Raw genomic sequence first — 14,964 nt, forward strand, 5'->3', positions numbered from 1 at the left:
GCGTCAACGGCAAGCCGGCCATCGGCCTCGCCATCGCCATGCGCGACGGCGGCGACATCCTGGCCCTTGGCCGCAATGTGAAGACGGCGATCGACGCCGCCGTGGTCGACCTGCCCCTCGGCGTCGAGGCGCAACTGGTGTCCGACCAACCGGTGATCGTGAAGAACGCCATTGGCGAATTCATGGAATCGCTGTGGCAGGCCATTGCGATCATCATGGCGGTCAGCATCATCAGCCTGGGCGTTCGTCCCGGCGCCGTGGTCGCGCTTTCCATCCCGCTGACCATGGCGATCATTTTTCCGATCATGGAAGCGCTCGGCCTCGATCTGCAGCGCATTTCACTCGGCGCTCTCATCATCGCGCTGGGGCTTCTGGTCGACGACGCCATGACTACGGTCGATGTCATGACTTCGCGCATGGCCGCGGGGGACAGCAAGGAGAAGGCCGCGACCTTCGCCTATGATTCGCTGGCCTTTCCGATGCTGACGGGCTCCTTCGTCACCGCGGCGGGCTTCGTGCCGATCGGCTTCGCCAAGAGTTCGGCGGGCGAATACACCTTTTCGATCTTCGCCGTGGTTTCTATCGCTCTGATCGTGTCGTGGTTCGTCGCCGTGCTTTTCGCCCCGCTGCTCGGGGTCTGGCTGCTCAAGAAACCCGATGTGGACGCCTCCGCGCCGCCGGCGGAGCCGAGCCGGATCATGGGCGCTTTCCGCGCCATTCTCGTCGCTGCGATGCGCCGGCGCTGGGCGACCATCGCCGTGACGTCGGCCTGTTTCGTCGCCTCGCTTCTCGCCCTGCCGCTGGTGCCGCGCCAGTTCTTTCCGGCCTCCGACCGGCCCGAACTGGTCGTTGACCTGACCCTGCCGCAGAACGCCTCTATTTTCGCTACCGACAAGGCGGCGGAAAAACTTGACGCCCTGCTGGCCAATAATCCCGATGTCGCCAGCTGGAGCTCCTATGTCGGGCGGGGCGCGATCCGTTTCTATCTCCCCCTCAACGTGCAGCTGAACAATGATTTCTTCGCCCAGGCGGTCGTCGTGGCCAAGGACGTTGCCGCGCGAAATCGGTTGCACGCGCTGCTGGAGAACAAGCTGGCGGAAGATTTGCCGAGCGTCGTCGCCCGCATCTCGCCGCTGGAACTCGGGCCGCCGGTCGGCTGGCCGGTGCAATACCGGGTCAGCGGGCCCGAAATCGACCAGGTGCGCTCGATCGCCCTGCGGCTTGGCCAGGCCATGGGCGCCGACGGCCAACTCCGGCGGGTCAATTACGACTGGATGGAGCCCGCCCGCAAAGTGCGCGTCCGGATCGACCAGGATCAGGCTCGGCTGCTCGGCCTGAGCTCGGAAACCTTATCCGCGCAACTCAATACGGTGATGACGGGCGCCCCGATCACCCAGATTCGCGATGACATCTATCTCGTCGACGTCATCGCCCGCGCGCAGGATGAACAGCGCGTCTCGCTCTCGACCTTGCGCGACATGCAGCTTCCGCTGCCCAACGGCCGCACCGTGCCGCTCAGCCAGATCGCCACTTTCGATTTCGATCAGGAATATCCGCTGATCTGGCGGCGCGACCGCGTGCCGACCCTGACGGTGCGCGCCGACGTCGCCTCGAACGCGACGCCCGAGGGGGCGGTGGCGACGCTGGCGCCGGAACTGGAAAAGCTCAATGCGAGCCTGCCCAATGGGTATCGCATCGAAGCCGGCGGAACCGCCGAGGAGAGCGCCCAGTCGCAAGCCTCGGTCTTCGCCATGATTCCGGTGATGCTGTTCCTGATGTTGCTGTTCCTGATGGCGCAATTGCACAGTTTCAGCCGTCTGGCCTTGGTGCTCTGCGTCGTGCCGATGGGGCTGATCGGCATTGTCGGGGCGCTGCTGCTCTCCGGGCGACCGCTCGGCTTCGTGGCGATCCTCGGCATATTGGCGCTGATGGGCATGATCGCGCGCAACGCGGTGATCCTGATCGAGCAGATTGAAACCGAGCGCAAGCAGGGACTGGGCGTCTGGGACGCGGTGGTCGCAGGGGCGATGTCCCGCTTCCGCCCGATCATGCTGACGGCGATTTCCACCGTGCTTGGGTTCATTCCGATCGCGCCGACCGTGTTCTGGGGACCGATGGCTTTCGCCATCATGGGCGGCCTGTTCGTGGCGACCATCCTGACCCTGATTGTGCTGCCCGCGCTCTACATCATCTTCTTCCATGCCGAGGAGCCGGCGTAGGGTGGACGACGGGCTGGGCGGTGAAAGGACCTGGAATGAGCGGGAGGGATCAAGGCGAAAAGCGAGGCCGAGCAGGCGCCGCTATTGCGCGGACCGCGATGTTTTTTGCCTTCTGGCTGGCGATTTCGGGCTGGAAGGCAGCCGATCTTCCGGTCGGACTGGCGGCTGCCGCCGCCGCCGCATGGACCAGTCTCGCGCTCAGTCCCCCGACAGGCGCGCGACTTCGGCTCAATGCCCTGACAGAACTCATGCTACATTTTTTCCGTGGCTCCAGAGTCGCGGGATTTGACGTGGCGGGACGCGCCTTGCGGCGAGACCTCGACCTCGATCCCGGATTTATCTCCGCGCCGCTGCGTCTGCCGGCCGGAAACGCGCGCAACGCCTTCTGCGCGCTGGCGAGTCTCGCGCCCGGCTCGCTGCCGGTCGGAATGGACGGCGACGCCCTGCTCATACATTGCCTCGATGTCTCGCAGCCGGTCGGCCGCGATCTCGTCGCGCAAGAAACCTTGTTCATGCGGACGTTCGGCGATGAATGACTTCCTCCTCATCGCAGCGGGCTTCATCCTGCTGACGGTCGCCGCCGGGCTGGTTCGCGTGCTGAGGGGGCCCGGCGACGCCGACCGGATGATGGCCGTGCAATTGCTCGGCACGGGAGGCGTCGCGTCGCTGTTGCTGATCGCCTCGGCGACGACGGTCGCCGGCGTCGAGGATGTCGCGCTCGGCCTCGCCCTGCTTGCGGCTTTCGCCTCGGTCGCCTTCGTCAACGGCGTCGAGACCGATGATTCCGACCCTTCGGAGGCAAACAGAAGATGAGTTGGGCGCTCAACCTTTTCAGCTTCGTAACCATCTCCGCCGGCGCCTTTTTCTTTTTCGCCGGCGCCGTCGGATTGCTGCGCTTTCCCGATTCGCTGACGCGCCTGCACGCCTTGACCAAGGCCGATAATCTCGGCCTCGGGCTGGTCGTCTTGGGGTTACTTCCTCGCGCGGCGAGCTTGCTGGACGGGTTGAGGCTCGTCGCGATCTGGGCGCTGGTGCTTTTGTCCGGCGCCTCGACCGCGCAATTGATCGGGCGCGCCTTGCGCCGCCGGGGAGACGCCCAATGAGCGTGCTGCAAGTCCTCGACATCGGTCTCGCCATTCTTATCCTCGCGGTAGCCGCCTGGACCATCTTTACGCGCGAGATTTTTGCTTCGGTGGCCGGCTATGTCGCCTATGGGCTGCTGCTTTCCATCGTCTGGATTCGGCTGTTCGCGCCGGACGTGGCGCTGACGGAGGCCGCCATCGGCGGCGGCGTTACCGGCGTGCTGCTGGTAACGTCGGGCGCGCGGCTCAAAGGCGCCGGCAAAGCAAGCGCTGGCGCGGCGCCGAGCCTTTCCCTGTGCTTGTCGGCCGCAACTCTCGCGGTGCTGGCGGCGGCGGCGCTGGCGGCAGTCGTGCTGTCATTGCCCGAGCCTGCGCCCTCCCTGGCGCCGGAAGCGAGGCAGGAACTTGCCGCGACGGGCCTTGGCAATCCGGTCACGGCGGTGCTGATCGCCTATCGCTCCTTCGACACCATGCTGGAAAAGATCGTGCTGCTGCTTGCGGTGGTCGGCGTGTGGTCGGTCGCGCCTGATCGGTTCTGGGGCGGCGCGCCGGCGCCGCTTGGCCGGGCCAATCCGGACGGAGCGCTGTTGTTCCTAGACCAGATCCTGGTCCCGCTGGGCATATTGGTGGGCGTTCACATTTTCTGGGTCGGGGCGGACGAGCCCGGCGGCGCCTTTCAGGGCGGCGCCATTCTCGCGGCCATGTGGATGATCGCGATGATCGCCCGTGTCGCCGAGCCGCCGCGGGTAGATTCGCGCTGGCTGCGGCTGGCGCTGGTCACTGGTCCGGCGGTCTTCCTCGTCGCCGGCCTTGCGGGGCTGGCGATGGCCGGCGATTTCTTCGCCTATCCCATCGGCTTCGCCAAGCCGATCATCCTGTTCATCGAGGCCTTCATGCTGCTGACGATCACGGCGACCCTGCCGATTCTGGTGGCGGGTCCGCCGCGCCGGAGTTCGGAGCGATGAACGCGGCGACTCTCGCCGGGCTGGTCGGCGCCGCCCTGGTCGGGCTGGGACTCTATGGCCTGATCGTTGACCCGCAACCCTTGCGAAAAATTCTCAGCTTCAACCTGATCGGCAGCGGCGTCTTCCTGGTTTTCGGCATTGTCGCGCGAAGAGGCGCGGGCGCGGGATTTCCCGGCGATCCGGTGCCGCAGGCCATGGTGATCACCGGCATTGTCGTCGCTTTCGCCGCCAGCGCGCTCGCCGTGGCGCTGATCTTGCGGCTGAATGAGGAAACCGGGCAGGTCATGCTCGATGCCGAGACCCCGCCGCCGCTTCCCCCGGAAGTCGAGGCGAGCAAATGATCGAGACCTCTGCCGCTCTTGGCCCCACCCCTGGCGGGCCCCTGCTGGTGCTCGCCATCCTGGCGCCGGTCGCCGGCATTTTGTTGTCCTTCGCGCTTGGCGGACGTTTCGCCGAACGCGTGGCGCTGGCGCTGACCCCCATCGGCCTCGCGCTGGCGCTCGCCATCGCCTTTCTCGTCTGGCGCTCCGGCGCGCCCGTCGTCTACAATGTCGCCGGACTGGCGCCGCCGCTCGGCATAGCGCTGCGCGCCGACGGCATATCCTGCGTCATGCTGATTACGGCGGCGCTCATCATCGCCGCCGCCGGCTTTTACGCGCGCGCCAATTTCGCCACGCCACAGGGCGTCAAGGAAGCGCGGGCGCCGCTGGCGTTCTGGATCATGCTTCAGGCGATCTGGGCGGCCTTGACCATCCTTTTCGTCGGCGGCGACCTGTTCAATCTCTATGTCGCGTTGGAATTGCTGACCTTCGCCGCTGTCCCGCTTGTCTGCCTTTCCGGCCGTCCGGAGACGCTGGTCGCGGCGCTGCGCTATCTGCTGTTCGCCCTGTTCGGCTCCGTCTTTTATCTCCTCGGCGCCGCGCTACTCTATGGCGCCTACGGAACGCTCGACATTGTCCTGCTGGCCGAGCGGGTGCGGCCGCTGCCGGCGGTATGGCTGGCGGCCGGGCTGATGACGGCGGGACTGCTCGCCAAGACCGCGCTGTTCCCGCTGCATCTCTGGCTGCCTCCGGCCCACGCCAATGCGCCCGCCGCGGCCAGCGCCGTGCTGTCGGGACTGGTGGTCAAAGGCTCGTTCTTTCTCGCCGTGCGGCTGTGGTTTTACGTGCTGCCCGCGCTTCCGGGTGGCGCGGCGGAGGCGATGCTCGGCACGCTCGGCGCGGCGGCGATCCTGTTCGGCAGCGTACTGGCGCTGCGGCAGCCCCGGCTGAAATTGCTGATCGCCTATTCGACGCTGGCGCAGATCGGCTATCTCTTCCTGATCTTCCCGCTGGCTTCCGGCCTGCATGTCTGGACGACGGATGGATGGAGCGGCGGGCTGATGCAGACACTGTCCCACGCTTTCGCCAAGGCGGCGATGTTCCTGTCGGCCGGTCTCATCGCCGAATCGCTCGGCCATGACCGGATCGCCGAATTCACCGGCGCCGGCCGCGCAATGCCCACGACCTTTCTGGCTCTCGGACTGGGCGGACTGTCGCTGATGGGCCTGCCGCCGAGCGGCGGTTTCGCGGCGAAATGGCTTCTGCTGCGCGCCTCGGTCGCGTCCGGGCAATGGTTTTTCGCTTCGGTGATGCTGGCGGGCGGATTGCTCGCCGCCGGCTATGTCTTCCGCATCCTCGCCCCGGCGCTGGCCGAGAACCCCGTCGTATTGAAGGCGCCGCCAAAACGCAGCCGGGAGGGCGTCGCCTTGGCGCTGGCCCTCGTGGCGGTGGCGCTCGGCTTCGCGCCGCAGGAATTCTTCGACTTCCTCCGGATCGGCCGCCAGGCCGCGACGGCGCTGCCATGACCGGGTCGCTTTCCTCGCCGCTCGCCAACGCCATTGGCCCCTCGCTGCTCGTAGCTTCACTGGCTCTGCCGCTGATCCTGCTGGCGGCCTGCTTCTTTCCGAGCCTGCGCCGGCAGGCTCTGGCGCTGCAATGGCTGGCGCCCGTTCCCGCACTGGTTGCGGCGCTGCTGGCGATCGGCGGGGCTGGGTTTTCGTTCGACGCGCCTGCTTTGCGCCTGAGCCTGCAGCTCGATCTTCCCGGCGCGCTTTTGCTCGCGGTGGCGTCGCTTTTGTGGATCGTCGTCGGCGCCGCTGCTTTCTCCGACGAAAACAACCGGCCAAAACAGCGCTTCGCCCTGTGCTGGCTGCTCACCATGACCGGCAGCATCGGGGTTTTCATCGCCGCCGATCTCCTGACCTTCTATCTCGTCTATGCGCTGGTCAGCATCCCCGCCTATGGGCTCATCGCCGACGACGACGCCCCCGCGTCCAAACGCGCCGGCGGCGTCTACATGGCCTTCACCATTCTCGGCGAGGCCCTTCTGCTGATGGCGCTGGCGCTACTCGCGGCGGGCGAACCTCACGGCAGCCTGCGGATCGAGGATGTGGTCGCGGAGTTGCCCTACTCTCCCTGGCGCGACGGCGCGCTGGCGCTGATCGTCGCCAGTTTCGGCATGAAAATGGCTCTCGCGCCGCTCAACGGCTGGATGCCGCTCACCTATACGGCGGCGCCCATTCCCGCCGCCGCCGTATTGAGCGGCGCGGCGGTGAAGGCGGGCGTGATCGGCCTCATCCGCTTTCTGCCCTTCGGCTATGCGCTGCAAGGCTGGGGCGAGGCGCTGGCGATGATCGGATTTTTTTCCGCCTTTTACGGCGTGGCGATCGGCGTCACCCAGCAAAATCCCAAGACCGTGCTCGCTTATTCGAGCATCAGCCAGATGGGTGTGCTCGCCGCCGCCTTGGGGCTGGCGCTGGCCAGTGGCGACGCCAGCGCGCCGGCGCTGGTCGCCTTCGCCGCCGCCAATCACGTGCTGGTGAAGGGCGCGCTGTTTCTCGCCGTTGGATTCGCCGCTACGACGGACCTGCGGCGCAACCGGGCGGCGCTGTTGCTGACGGCGGCGCTCGGCCTCAGCCTCGCCGGCCTGCCTTTCACCGGCGGCGCGCTGGCAAAACTCGCGCTCAAGGCGTCTTTCGGCTCGGGCATTGCGGCGGGCCTGTCTTATGCTTCAGCAGCCGGAACCGCTCTGCTGATGCTGCATTTCCTGATGCGCCTCGCGCGGACCACCGATCCGGTCGCGCAGGCGCAGACTGCCGCCGCGATTCCCCGGTTCTGGCCTTTTATCGCGGTCGGCGCGCTTTTCATCCCCTGGCTGCTTTTCCCCGCCATCGGCGACCTTTCGAGCGCTGTGGATCTTGCGAAACTGTGGGAGGGGCTTTGGCCGCTGCTGATCGGCGCCGCCCTGGCGCTCGGGCTTCGGCGCTGGGGAGGGAGGCTTCCGCGCATTCCCGAAGGCGACACGGTCGTCGCCGCCGAGGCCGCTTTCAAGGCGAGTTTCGCCTTGAGCAGGCTTTTCGAGAAGCTGGACGCGCGGCTAAGGCTTTGGCCGGCGGGCGGCCTGTCGCTTCTGACGATTGCGCTGATCCTGGCCGCCCTTGCCGCTCACGGAGGGTGAAGTCGGGTTAGAACCGTGCCGAGCCAGAAGCTGGAGGGACCAGCGGCATCTCCAACAACGGCCCTATTCGACTCATTGCTGGCCTTTGTCGTCCGTCGGCGTGACCATGGTCTATCGGACACGCGGCGAAGGTCAAGGCTGGACCCTCTTGCCGCAAACAACTTTGTCGACGATGTAAAAGAATATCAATAGGTTATTTAATGCGTAAATATACTCAACCAATATCGCGTGGCGTGCCGAAATGCATTCAATTAGGTGAATGTGGGAAAAACAACAACTTGATGGCTTCCCTGCTTGTCTCGAGAAAACACTACTAGAAGGACTGCTCCACAGTAAGAACCATCGGTCGCGCAGCGTCTGACGGTCCATGCCGCCAATGCGTGCGGCGTCCGCTCGCCCCATCCCATCGAGAACAGCAGCCAAAGACGAGAGACGCCGGCTTTGGTTGGCGTCTTTCGAACCGGCTGAAAGCCGCCGAAGCTCAGAAGCCAAATAATCCGTCCTGATCGTAACCGTAGCGGGCATGGCGCGAATCCTCCCCGCGCCAAGGAATCAGATCGCGATCAAAATGGGAATCCGCCATCGAGTCACGCCAGAAGGCCCTTGGTATAAGCCTTCAGCTTGCTCCCCTGCGCCAGCGAAGGCGGCCGTACGCCGGTGTCATGGGAGCGTCAAGCGGGCGGATAGTTGGGGGCAACCCAATCCGCCGCCGCCAGTCCCGCTGCACGGCCGGTGGCGAAACAGGCGGTGAGGAGATAGCCGCCGGTCGGGGCTTCCCAATCGAGCATTTCGCCAGCGACGAACAGGCCGGGGCGCGAGCGGGCCATCAGTTTTTCGTCCAAAGCTTCCCACATAATGCCGCCCGCCGTCGAAATGGCCCGCTCCAGACCGCCAACACCGGCGATTTTGAGAGGGACCGCCTTGATCCTCGCCGCCAGAGACGCCGTCTCGTCCGGCAAGGCGCCGCTCTCCCGCAAAAGAGCCATAGCGACGGGGCTTAGCCCCAGGATTTTCCGCAGATAGTTGGAAAGGCTCGTCTTGCCGCGAGGGCGCGACAGGCGGCGCGTGATTTCTTCCAAGGAAAAATCCGGCCGCAGATCGACATGCAGCACAACTTCGTCGCCGGCGGCAAGCGCGTCGCGGATCGCGCCCGACAGCGCATAGACCGCGCCGCCTTCCAGCCCTCGTCGCGTCACCAAGGCTTCGCCCTTGGCTGATTTTTCGCCAGCATGCAGCGCGATATTTTTTAGCGGCTGGCCCTGGAATTTTTGTGCAAAAAATTCCGACCACATGACGAAAACCCCGCAATTGGCCGGGCGCAGCAGGCTGGACTCCAGCCCCAGAACCTTGAGCGGCGCGACCCAGCCGCCGTCGGAGCCGAGACGCGGCCAGGAGGCGCCGCCGAGCGCGAGAACGAAAACGTCGGCTTGGATCTTCAGCGGCCCCTGCGGCGTCTCGAACAGAGCCGCATCGCCGGCAAATCCGCGAAATTCATGTCGCAGGCGGAATTGCGTTCCCAAGGAGTCCAGCCGCCGCAGCCACGCGCGCAGCAGCGGCGAAGCTTTCATCGCCCGCGGAAAGACCCGGCCGCTGGTTCCGACGAAAACCTCCTGCCCCAGGCCGGCGCACCAATGGCGCAGCTGTTCGGGGCCAAAGGCCTCCAGCATGGGACGCAGCCGCGCCTGCGCCTCGCCGTAGCGGCTGCAAAAGTCGTCGAAATTCTCCGCGTGGGTGAGGTTAAGGCCGCCGCGCCCCGCCATCAGCAGTTTTCGCGCGGGACTGGCCATGCGCTCGTAGATGGTGACGTCGAGTCCGGCCTCGGCCAGAACTTCGGCGGCCATCAGCCCGGCGGGACCGGCGCCGATCACGGCGGCGTTTCTTGTGGTGTTTTCACTCATCGACAGGCTTTACCTATTTTTGTCGCGTCGTGCTATCAGGCCGCATGACGATAAAAATCGAGATAGAGGTCGATGAGGCCGGAATCGGCCAAAGACTCGACCAGTATTTGAGCGGACGGCCGGAGGTTCTGGCAGAGAATCTTTCGCGCACCCGTATCCAGGCCTTGATCGAGGCCGGACAGATTCTGCTCGATGGCAAGCCCGCCGCGCAGGCCAAGACCAAATTGCGCGCCGGGCAGGCCATCGCCGTGCAAGTGCCGGAAGCGGCGCCCGCCGAGCCGAAAGGCGAGGAAATCCCGCTGAACATCGTGTTCGAGGACGAATTCCTGGTCATTCTCGACAAGCCCGCGGGTCTCGTGGTGCATCCGGGCGCCGGCCACGAGACGGGAACCCTTGTCAACGCCTTGATCGCCCATTGCGGCGACAGCCTATCCGGCATCGGCGGGGTGAAAAGGCCGGGCATCGTTCATAGGCTGGACAAGGACACGTCCGGCCTGCTGGTCGTCGCCAAGACCGACGCGGCGCATCAGAAGCTTTCAAAACTTTTCGCCGACCATGGCCGCAAACTGTCGCTGACGCGGGAATATCTGGCCCTTGTCTGGGGCGCGCCGGACCGTCAGGCCGGAACCATCGACGCTCCTCTCGGCCGTCATAACCTCCAGCGCGAAAAAATGGCGGTGGTTCCTGAAGAGCGCGGCCGCGAGGCGATCACCCATTGGCGATTGCTGGAAAAATTCGGCGCCGACCGCGACGACAAACCTGTCGCGAGCCTGATCGCCTGTCAGCTTGAGACCGGACGCACGCATCAGATTCGCGTGCATTTCGCCCATACCGGCCATCCATTGCTTGGCGATCGCGTTTATGGCGGCGGTTTCAAGACCAAGGCCCAGCAATTGCCGGAATTAGCCCAGCAGGCGCTGAAGGCGCTGAACCGTCAGGCCTTGCACGCCCGCGCGCTTGGGTTCGATCACCCGGTGACGCGCGAGGAATTGCTGTTCGAAAGCGAGCCGCCGAAAGATTTTACGACGCTGGTCGAGGCTCTGCGGGCGGGTTGACACAAGAGATCAAGCCGCGGACGCGACCGCCTCGCAGACTTCATCGACGACCTGCTCGACCAGTTTCCGGTCGTCGCCTTCCGCCATCACCCGGATTACCGGCTCGGTGCCGGACGGGCGGATAACCAGGCGTCCCTCCGCGCCGAGCCGCAGCTTGGCCGCTTCGATCGCCTTGGACACCTCCGCCTTTTCCAGCGGGCGGCCGCCTTTGAAGCGCACGTTCTTCAAGATCTGCGGCAGCGGATCGAACGCGTGACAGACTTCGCTCACCGGCTTGCCGCGACGCTTGACCACCGCCATCACCTGCATGGCGGCGACGAGGCCGTCGCCGGTGGTGCAATAATCCGACAGGATCATGTGGCCGGACTGTTCGCCGCCAATGTTATAGCCATGCTCGCGCATATGTTCGAGCACGTAGCGGTCGCCGACCGGCGTGCGCGCGAGCGACAGGCCGACCGAGGCCAGATAGCGCTCCAGTCCAAGATTGGACATCACCGTCGCGACAATGCCGGGCCGCGACAACCGGCCGTCCTGGCGCCAATCTTCCGCCACCACCGCCATGAGTTGATCGCCATCGACGGATTTGCCATGTTCGTCGACGATCAGCACCCTGTCGGCGTCGCCATCCAGCGCGATCCCGATGTCGGCCCGCAATTCCCGCACCCTTTGCGCCAAAGCTTCCGGCGAAGTCGAGCCCACGTTGCGGTTGATGTTCATGCCGTCAGGCTCGACGCCGAGCGAGAACACTTCCGCGCCGAGTTCCCACAAGGCTTCGGGGGCGACCTTGTAGGCCGCGCCGTTGGCGCAATCGATGACGACGCGCATGCCCTCGAAGGACATGTTGCGCGGCAAGGTGTGCTTTGCGAATTCGACATAGCGGGCGCGCACGTCATCGACGCGGCGGGCGCGGCCCAGCGCCGACGATTTGGACAGTTTTGAACTGAGATCGGAGTCGAGCAGGGTCTCGATTTCACGCTCGACGTCATCGGACAGTTTGAACCCTTGCGGGCCGAACAACTTGATCCCGTTGTCCTCGAACAGATTATGCGAGGCGGAAATCATCACGCCGATATCGGCGCGCATCGAGCGAGTCAGCATGGCCACGGCCGGCGTCGGCATCGGGCCGAGCAGCAGCACGTCCATGCCGACGGAGGTAAAACCAGCGACCATGGCGTATTCGATCATGTAGCCGGAAAGCCGCGTATCCTTGCCGATCACCACGCGGTGGCGATGCTCGCCGTTCTGGAACACCAGACCGGCCGCCTGTCCAACTTTCAGGGCCAGTTCCGGCGTGATCACTTTGTTGGCGAGGCCACGAATACCGTCGGTGCCAAAATATTTACGGCTCATCGGTCGAACATCTCCGGCTGTGTCAGGGAAACTTAGCATTGTTTCTACTTAAATATAACGAATTTTCGCGCCGCCAGCGTTCACAATAGATGTACAAGTACAACAACGGCGGAAGCCGCGCGAAAAAGGCGGCCCGTCAAGGCCGCCTTTGGTGCTTCACAATTACGCCTTTGGTGCTTCACAATCAAACGTGTGTTTCAAGCCTGCGGGGCCGGATGGAGGCCGGGCTCGCCGTCGGGCTGGGTCCAGCTCGGCTTGCCGGCGGCGGGAACCGGCGAACGGCGCGGGTTGGAAGGCGTGTCTTCCGCCGTCTCGCGCACCGGCTCTATGCCGTTGAGCAGGCCGCGAATTTCGTCGCCGGTCAGGGTCTCGTATTCGAGCAGGCCTTTGGCGAGAGTCTCGAGGTCGTTGCGCTTTTCGGTGATGATGCGCCGCGCTTCCGACTGGCCCAGTTCGACCAGCCGCCGCACTTCGCTGTCGATCTTCTGCGAGGTGTTTTCGGAAATATTCTGCTGCCGGCCCATGGAATAGCCCAGGAAGACTTCCTCCTGGTTCTCACCGTACATCACCGTGCCGAGTTCGTCCGAAAAGCCCCAGCGGGTGACCATGGCGCGGGCGAGCTTGGTCGCCTGTTCGATGTCGCTCTGCGCGCCGGACGTGACCTTGTCCTTGCCGAAAATAATCTCTTCGGAAACGCGGCCGCCCATGAGGATGGCCAGTCGCGAGGTCATCTGCTCGTAACTCATCGACAATTTGTCGCGTTCGGGCAATTGCATCACCATGCCGAGCGCGCGACCGCGCGGGATGATCGTCGCCTTGTGCACCGGATCGGTGGCCGCGACATTCAGCGCGACAATGGCGTGGCCGCCTTCGTGATAGGCCGTCAGCAGTTTTTCCTGTTCGGTCATGACCATGGTGCGACGCTCGGCACCCATCATGATCTTGTCCTTGGCGTCCTCGAACTCGTCCTTGGTGACGACACGCTTGCCACGACGCGCCGCCATCAGGGCCGCCTCATTGACCAGATTCATCAGATCGGCGCCGGAAAAGCCGGGCGTACCCCGCGCGACGACCTTGAGATCGACGTCCGGCGACAGCGGCACTTTCCGCGCATGAACCTTGAGGATCTTCTCACGGCCGATGACGTCGGGATTGGGCACGACGATCTGGCGGTCGAAACGGCCCGGACGCAGCAGGGCCGGGTCGAGTACGTCGGGGCGGTTGGTCGCGGCTATGAGGATGATGCCCTCGTTGGCCTCAAACCCGTCCATTTCGACCAGAAGCTGGTTCAGGGTCTGCTCGCGCTCGTCATTGCCGCCGCCGAGGCCCGCGCCGCGATGACGGCCGACCGCGTCGATTTCGTCGATGAAAATGATGCAGGGGGCGTTCTTCTTCGCCTGTTCGAACATATCGCGCACGCGGCTCGCGCCGACGCCGACGAACATTTCAACGAAATCCGAGCCGGAAATGGTGAAGAACGGCACATTGGCCTCGCCGGCGATGGCGCGGGCGAGCAAGGTCTTGCCGGTGCCGGGCGGGCCCACCAGCAGCACGCCACGCGGAATGCGTCCGCCGAGCCGCTGGAATTTTTGCGGATCGCGAAGGAATTCGACGATTTCCTGAAGGTCTTCCTTGGCCTCGTCGACGCCGGCGACATCCTCGAACGTCACGCGCCCATGCGCCTCGGTCAGCAATTTGGCCTTGCTCTTGCCAAAGCCCATGGCCTTGCCGCCCGCGCCCTGCATCTGCCGGGAGAGAAATATCCACATGCCGATGAAGGCGATCAGCGGCAGGCCGTTGACCAGCAAGGTCACCAGCCAGTTATTGCCGTCGGACGGCGGCTTGGCCGTGATCTGCACGTTCTTCTTGTAAAGCGAGTTGACCAGACTCGGGTCGTTCGGCGCATAGGTCGAGAAGGCCTTGCCGTCGCCGTAATGGCCGGAGATTTCGGCCCCCGCGATGGTGACGTCCTTGATATGGCCCTGGTCGGCCTCGGTCAGCAACTGGCTGAAATTGATCTCCTGCGTCGGCGCGCGCTCGCTCGGTTTCTGGAACAGCACCACCAGCGCGACCACCAGAAGAACGATAATCACCCACAGAGCGAAATTTCGGAAATTGGGATTCATCTCTTGTCCTGCAAACCCTTTCCGGTCGATGGCGGCGCGCCGGTCGCGTATTCTCATTTCAATGTAGGCGTCCACTCAAGACTTGCCAAGTGAAGCCGCCGTTAATGATTCACTTAGCTGCTTTGTTTCCGCGCCGCCGGGGGCCTTCGCGGCGTAAAATCATCACTTTTTTCGTGTTCAGCGTGATTGCGCAGCCGCCGAGAGTGGCGCGCAATCTTGAGCTTTTGCTTAGCGCTTCGCACAGTTCTTGTGCAAGAAACTCCAGCCGGTCGAGCCTTTGCGGATAGGAGCCGGCGGCGCGGGTCAGGGCGAGCGCCAGAAACCGCTCGACAATGGCGCGCGGCGCCTCGGCGATCTCGGCAAGATCATAGGCGTCCGGCTCGTTCAGGGCTGCCCGGCGGAAAATGTTTTCCGCGGTCCATTCGATTGCTTCGTCGGCTTTTTTCGCGCGGTCACCGAGCTTTTGCGCCAGTTCGCACGAAAAACCCAAGGTTTGCAGCGGATTTGCGAGAGCGCGCAATTTCGTGCGTGCGAAAGCCGGATCGGCGTTGGACGGATCGTCGAAAAAGTGCTGGCCGTGATCGCAGCAGAAGTCGATCAAGGTCTTTTTGGGCAGATGCAGCAGCGGACGGAGCAAAATCCCCCCGGGAAAGCGTTGTTCGCGCGTCATGCCGGCAAGCCCGGCGATTCCGCTGCCGCGCGCCAGCCGGAAAACCACGGTTTCCCACTGATCGTCGGCGTGATGGCCGGTCGCCGTCGCCGCCGCGCCGA

Annotated in this window: 13 protein-coding genes and 1 pseudogene; 9 read left to right on the top strand and 5 right to left on the bottom strand. The window is 64.5% G+C overall.

The genetic code is table 11. From position 1 onward, the window contains the following. The 8 genes from ACLP2E_RS10080 to ACLP2E_RS10115 form a co-directional block, all read left to right on the top strand. The coding region (locus ACLP2E_RS10080; RefSeq protein WP_442465829.1) for an efflux RND transporter permease subunit at window positions 1-2,219 on the top strand (2,219 nt) is incomplete at its 5' end. Window positions 2,220-2,317: 98 nt separating this feature from the next. Beyond that, window positions 2,318-2,755, top strand: a complete 438-nt coding sequence (locus ACLP2E_RS10085; RefSeq protein ID WP_442461942.1) for a Na+/H+ antiporter subunit E — start codon at window positions 2,318-2,320, stop codon at window positions 2,753-2,755. Next, entirely contained in the window at window positions 2,748-3,032 is a 285-nt protein-coding gene (locus ACLP2E_RS10090) for a monovalent cation/H+ antiporter complex subunit F (RefSeq protein WP_442461941.1), read from the top strand. Before ACLP2E_RS10085 ends, ACLP2E_RS10090 begins: the two co-directional genes overlap by 8 nt. After that, window positions 3,029-3,322 carry a monovalent cation/H(+) antiporter subunit G gene (locus ACLP2E_RS10095; protein ID WP_442461940.1) on the top strand — a complete coding sequence of 98 codons (294 nt, stop codon included), beginning with the start codon at window positions 3,029-3,031 and terminating at the stop codon, window positions 3,320-3,322. The genes ACLP2E_RS10090 and ACLP2E_RS10095 overlap by 4 nt, the downstream gene beginning before the upstream one ends. Next, window positions 3,319-4,266 carry a hydrogenase subunit MbhD domain-containing protein gene (locus ACLP2E_RS10100; RefSeq protein WP_442465830.1) on the top strand — a complete coding sequence of 316 codons (948 nt, stop codon included), beginning with the start codon at window positions 3,319-3,321 and terminating at the stop codon, window positions 4,264-4,266. The genes ACLP2E_RS10095 and ACLP2E_RS10100 overlap by 4 nt, the downstream gene beginning before the upstream one ends. Further along, window positions 4,263-4,607, top strand: coding sequence for an NADH-quinone oxidoreductase subunit K (locus tag ACLP2E_RS10105; RefSeq protein ID WP_442461938.1), 345 nt, complete (start codon window positions 4,263-4,265; stop codon window positions 4,605-4,607). Before ACLP2E_RS10100 ends, ACLP2E_RS10105 begins: the two co-directional genes overlap by 4 nt. Then, window positions 4,604-6,112: a complex I subunit 5 family protein gene (locus ACLP2E_RS10110; RefSeq protein WP_442465831.1), complete on the top strand. Its 1,509-nt coding sequence runs from the start codon at window positions 4,604-4,606 to the stop codon at window positions 6,110-6,112. The genes ACLP2E_RS10105 and ACLP2E_RS10110 overlap by 4 nt, the downstream gene beginning before the upstream one ends. After that, window positions 6,109-7,764, top strand: a complete 1,656-nt coding sequence (locus ACLP2E_RS10115; protein ID WP_442465832.1) for a proton-conducting transporter transmembrane domain-containing protein — start codon at window positions 6,109-6,111, stop codon at window positions 7,762-7,764. The genes ACLP2E_RS10110 and ACLP2E_RS10115 overlap by 4 nt, the downstream gene beginning before the upstream one ends. Before the next feature lie 345 nt (window positions 7,765-8,109). Here the strand turns inward: ACLP2E_RS10115 and ACLP2E_RS10120 are convergent. Both ACLP2E_RS10120 and ACLP2E_RS10125 read right to left on the bottom strand, forming a co-directional pair. Then, a pseudogene (locus ACLP2E_RS10120) lies at window positions 8,110-8,289 on the bottom strand (IS630 family transposase); the annotation flags it as partial. A gap of 146 nt (window positions 8,290-8,435) precedes the next feature. Next, on the bottom strand, window positions 8,436-9,662 hold the full coding sequence (locus ACLP2E_RS10125) for an NAD(P)/FAD-dependent oxidoreductase (protein ID WP_442465833.1): 1,227 nt from the start codon (window positions 9,660-9,662) through the stop codon (window positions 8,436-8,438). Window positions 9,663-9,706: 44 nt separating this feature from the next. Here ACLP2E_RS10125 and ACLP2E_RS10130 point away from each other — a divergent pair, with 44 nt between their 5' ends. Then, entirely contained in the window at window positions 9,707-10,717 is a 1,011-nt protein-coding gene (locus tag ACLP2E_RS10130) for an RluA family pseudouridine synthase (protein WP_442461934.1), read from the top strand. Between the two features lie 9 nt (window positions 10,718-10,726). On the opposite strand, the gene glmM is transcribed toward ACLP2E_RS10130, so the two are convergent. The 3 genes from glmM to ACLP2E_RS10145 form a co-directional block, all read right to left on the bottom strand. Next, window positions 10,727-12,067 (bottom strand): phosphoglucosamine mutase, encoded by a 1,341-nt coding sequence (glmM, locus tag ACLP2E_RS10135; protein WP_442461933.1) that lies wholly within the window; start codon window positions 12,065-12,067, stop codon window positions 10,727-10,729. Window positions 12,068-12,264: 197 nt separating this feature from the next. Continuing rightward, window positions 12,265-14,193 carry an ATP-dependent zinc metalloprotease FtsH gene (gene ftsH / locus ACLP2E_RS10140; RefSeq protein ID WP_442461932.1) on the bottom strand — a complete coding sequence of 643 codons (1,929 nt, stop codon included), beginning with the start codon at window positions 14,191-14,193 and terminating at the stop codon, window positions 12,265-12,267. Window positions 14,194-14,302: 109 nt separating this feature from the next. Further along, window positions 14,303-14,964: ATP-binding protein (locus ACLP2E_RS10145; protein ID WP_442465834.1), on the bottom strand; the 662-nt coding region annotated here is incomplete at its 5' end.

It is taken from the genome of Rhodoblastus sp., assembly GCF_052145335.1.
GTDB lineage: Bacteria > Pseudomonadota > Alphaproteobacteria > Rhizobiales > Beijerinckiaceae > Rhodoblastus.

Excerpts from the sequence above, each read along its gene's own strand:
- ACLP2E_RS10085 (WP_442461942.1), top strand. The coding sequence starts at position 2,318 with ATGTTTTTTGCCTTCTGGCTGGCGATTTCGGGCTGGAAGGCAGCCGAT.
- ACLP2E_RS10090 (WP_442461941.1), top strand. The coding sequence starts at position 2,748 with ATGAATGACTTCCTCCTCATCGCAGCGGGCTTCATCCTGCTGACGGTC.
- ACLP2E_RS10095 (WP_442461940.1), top strand. The coding sequence starts at position 3,029 with ATGAGTTGGGCGCTCAACCTTTTCAGCTTCGTAACCATCTCCGCCGGC.
- ACLP2E_RS10100 (WP_442465830.1), top strand. The coding sequence starts at position 3,319 with ATGAGCGTGCTGCAAGTCCTCGACATCGGTCTCGCCATTCTTATCCTC.
- ACLP2E_RS10105 (WP_442461938.1), top strand. The coding sequence starts at position 4,263 with ATGAACGCGGCGACTCTCGCCGGGCTGGTCGGCGCCGCCCTGGTCGGG.
- ACLP2E_RS10110 (WP_442465831.1), top strand. The coding sequence starts at position 4,604 with ATGATCGAGACCTCTGCCGCTCTTGGCCCCACCCCTGGCGGGCCCCTG.
- ACLP2E_RS10115 (WP_442465832.1), top strand. The coding sequence starts at position 6,109 with ATGACCGGGTCGCTTTCCTCGCCGCTCGCCAACGCCATTGGCCCCTCG.
- ACLP2E_RS10125 (WP_442465833.1), bottom strand. The coding sequence starts at position 9,662 with ATGAGTGAAAACACCACAAGAAACGCCGCCGTGATCGGCGCCGGTCCC.
- ACLP2E_RS10130 (WP_442461934.1), top strand. The coding sequence starts at position 9,707 with ATGACGATAAAAATCGAGATAGAGGTCGATGAGGCCGGAATCGGCCAA.
- glmM (WP_442461933.1), bottom strand. The coding sequence starts at position 12,067 with ATGAGCCGTAAATATTTTGGCACCGACGGTATTCGTGGCCTCGCCAAC.
- ftsH (WP_442461932.1), bottom strand. The coding sequence starts at position 14,193 with ATGAATCCCAATTTCCGAAATTTCGCTCTGTGGGTGATTATCGTTCTT.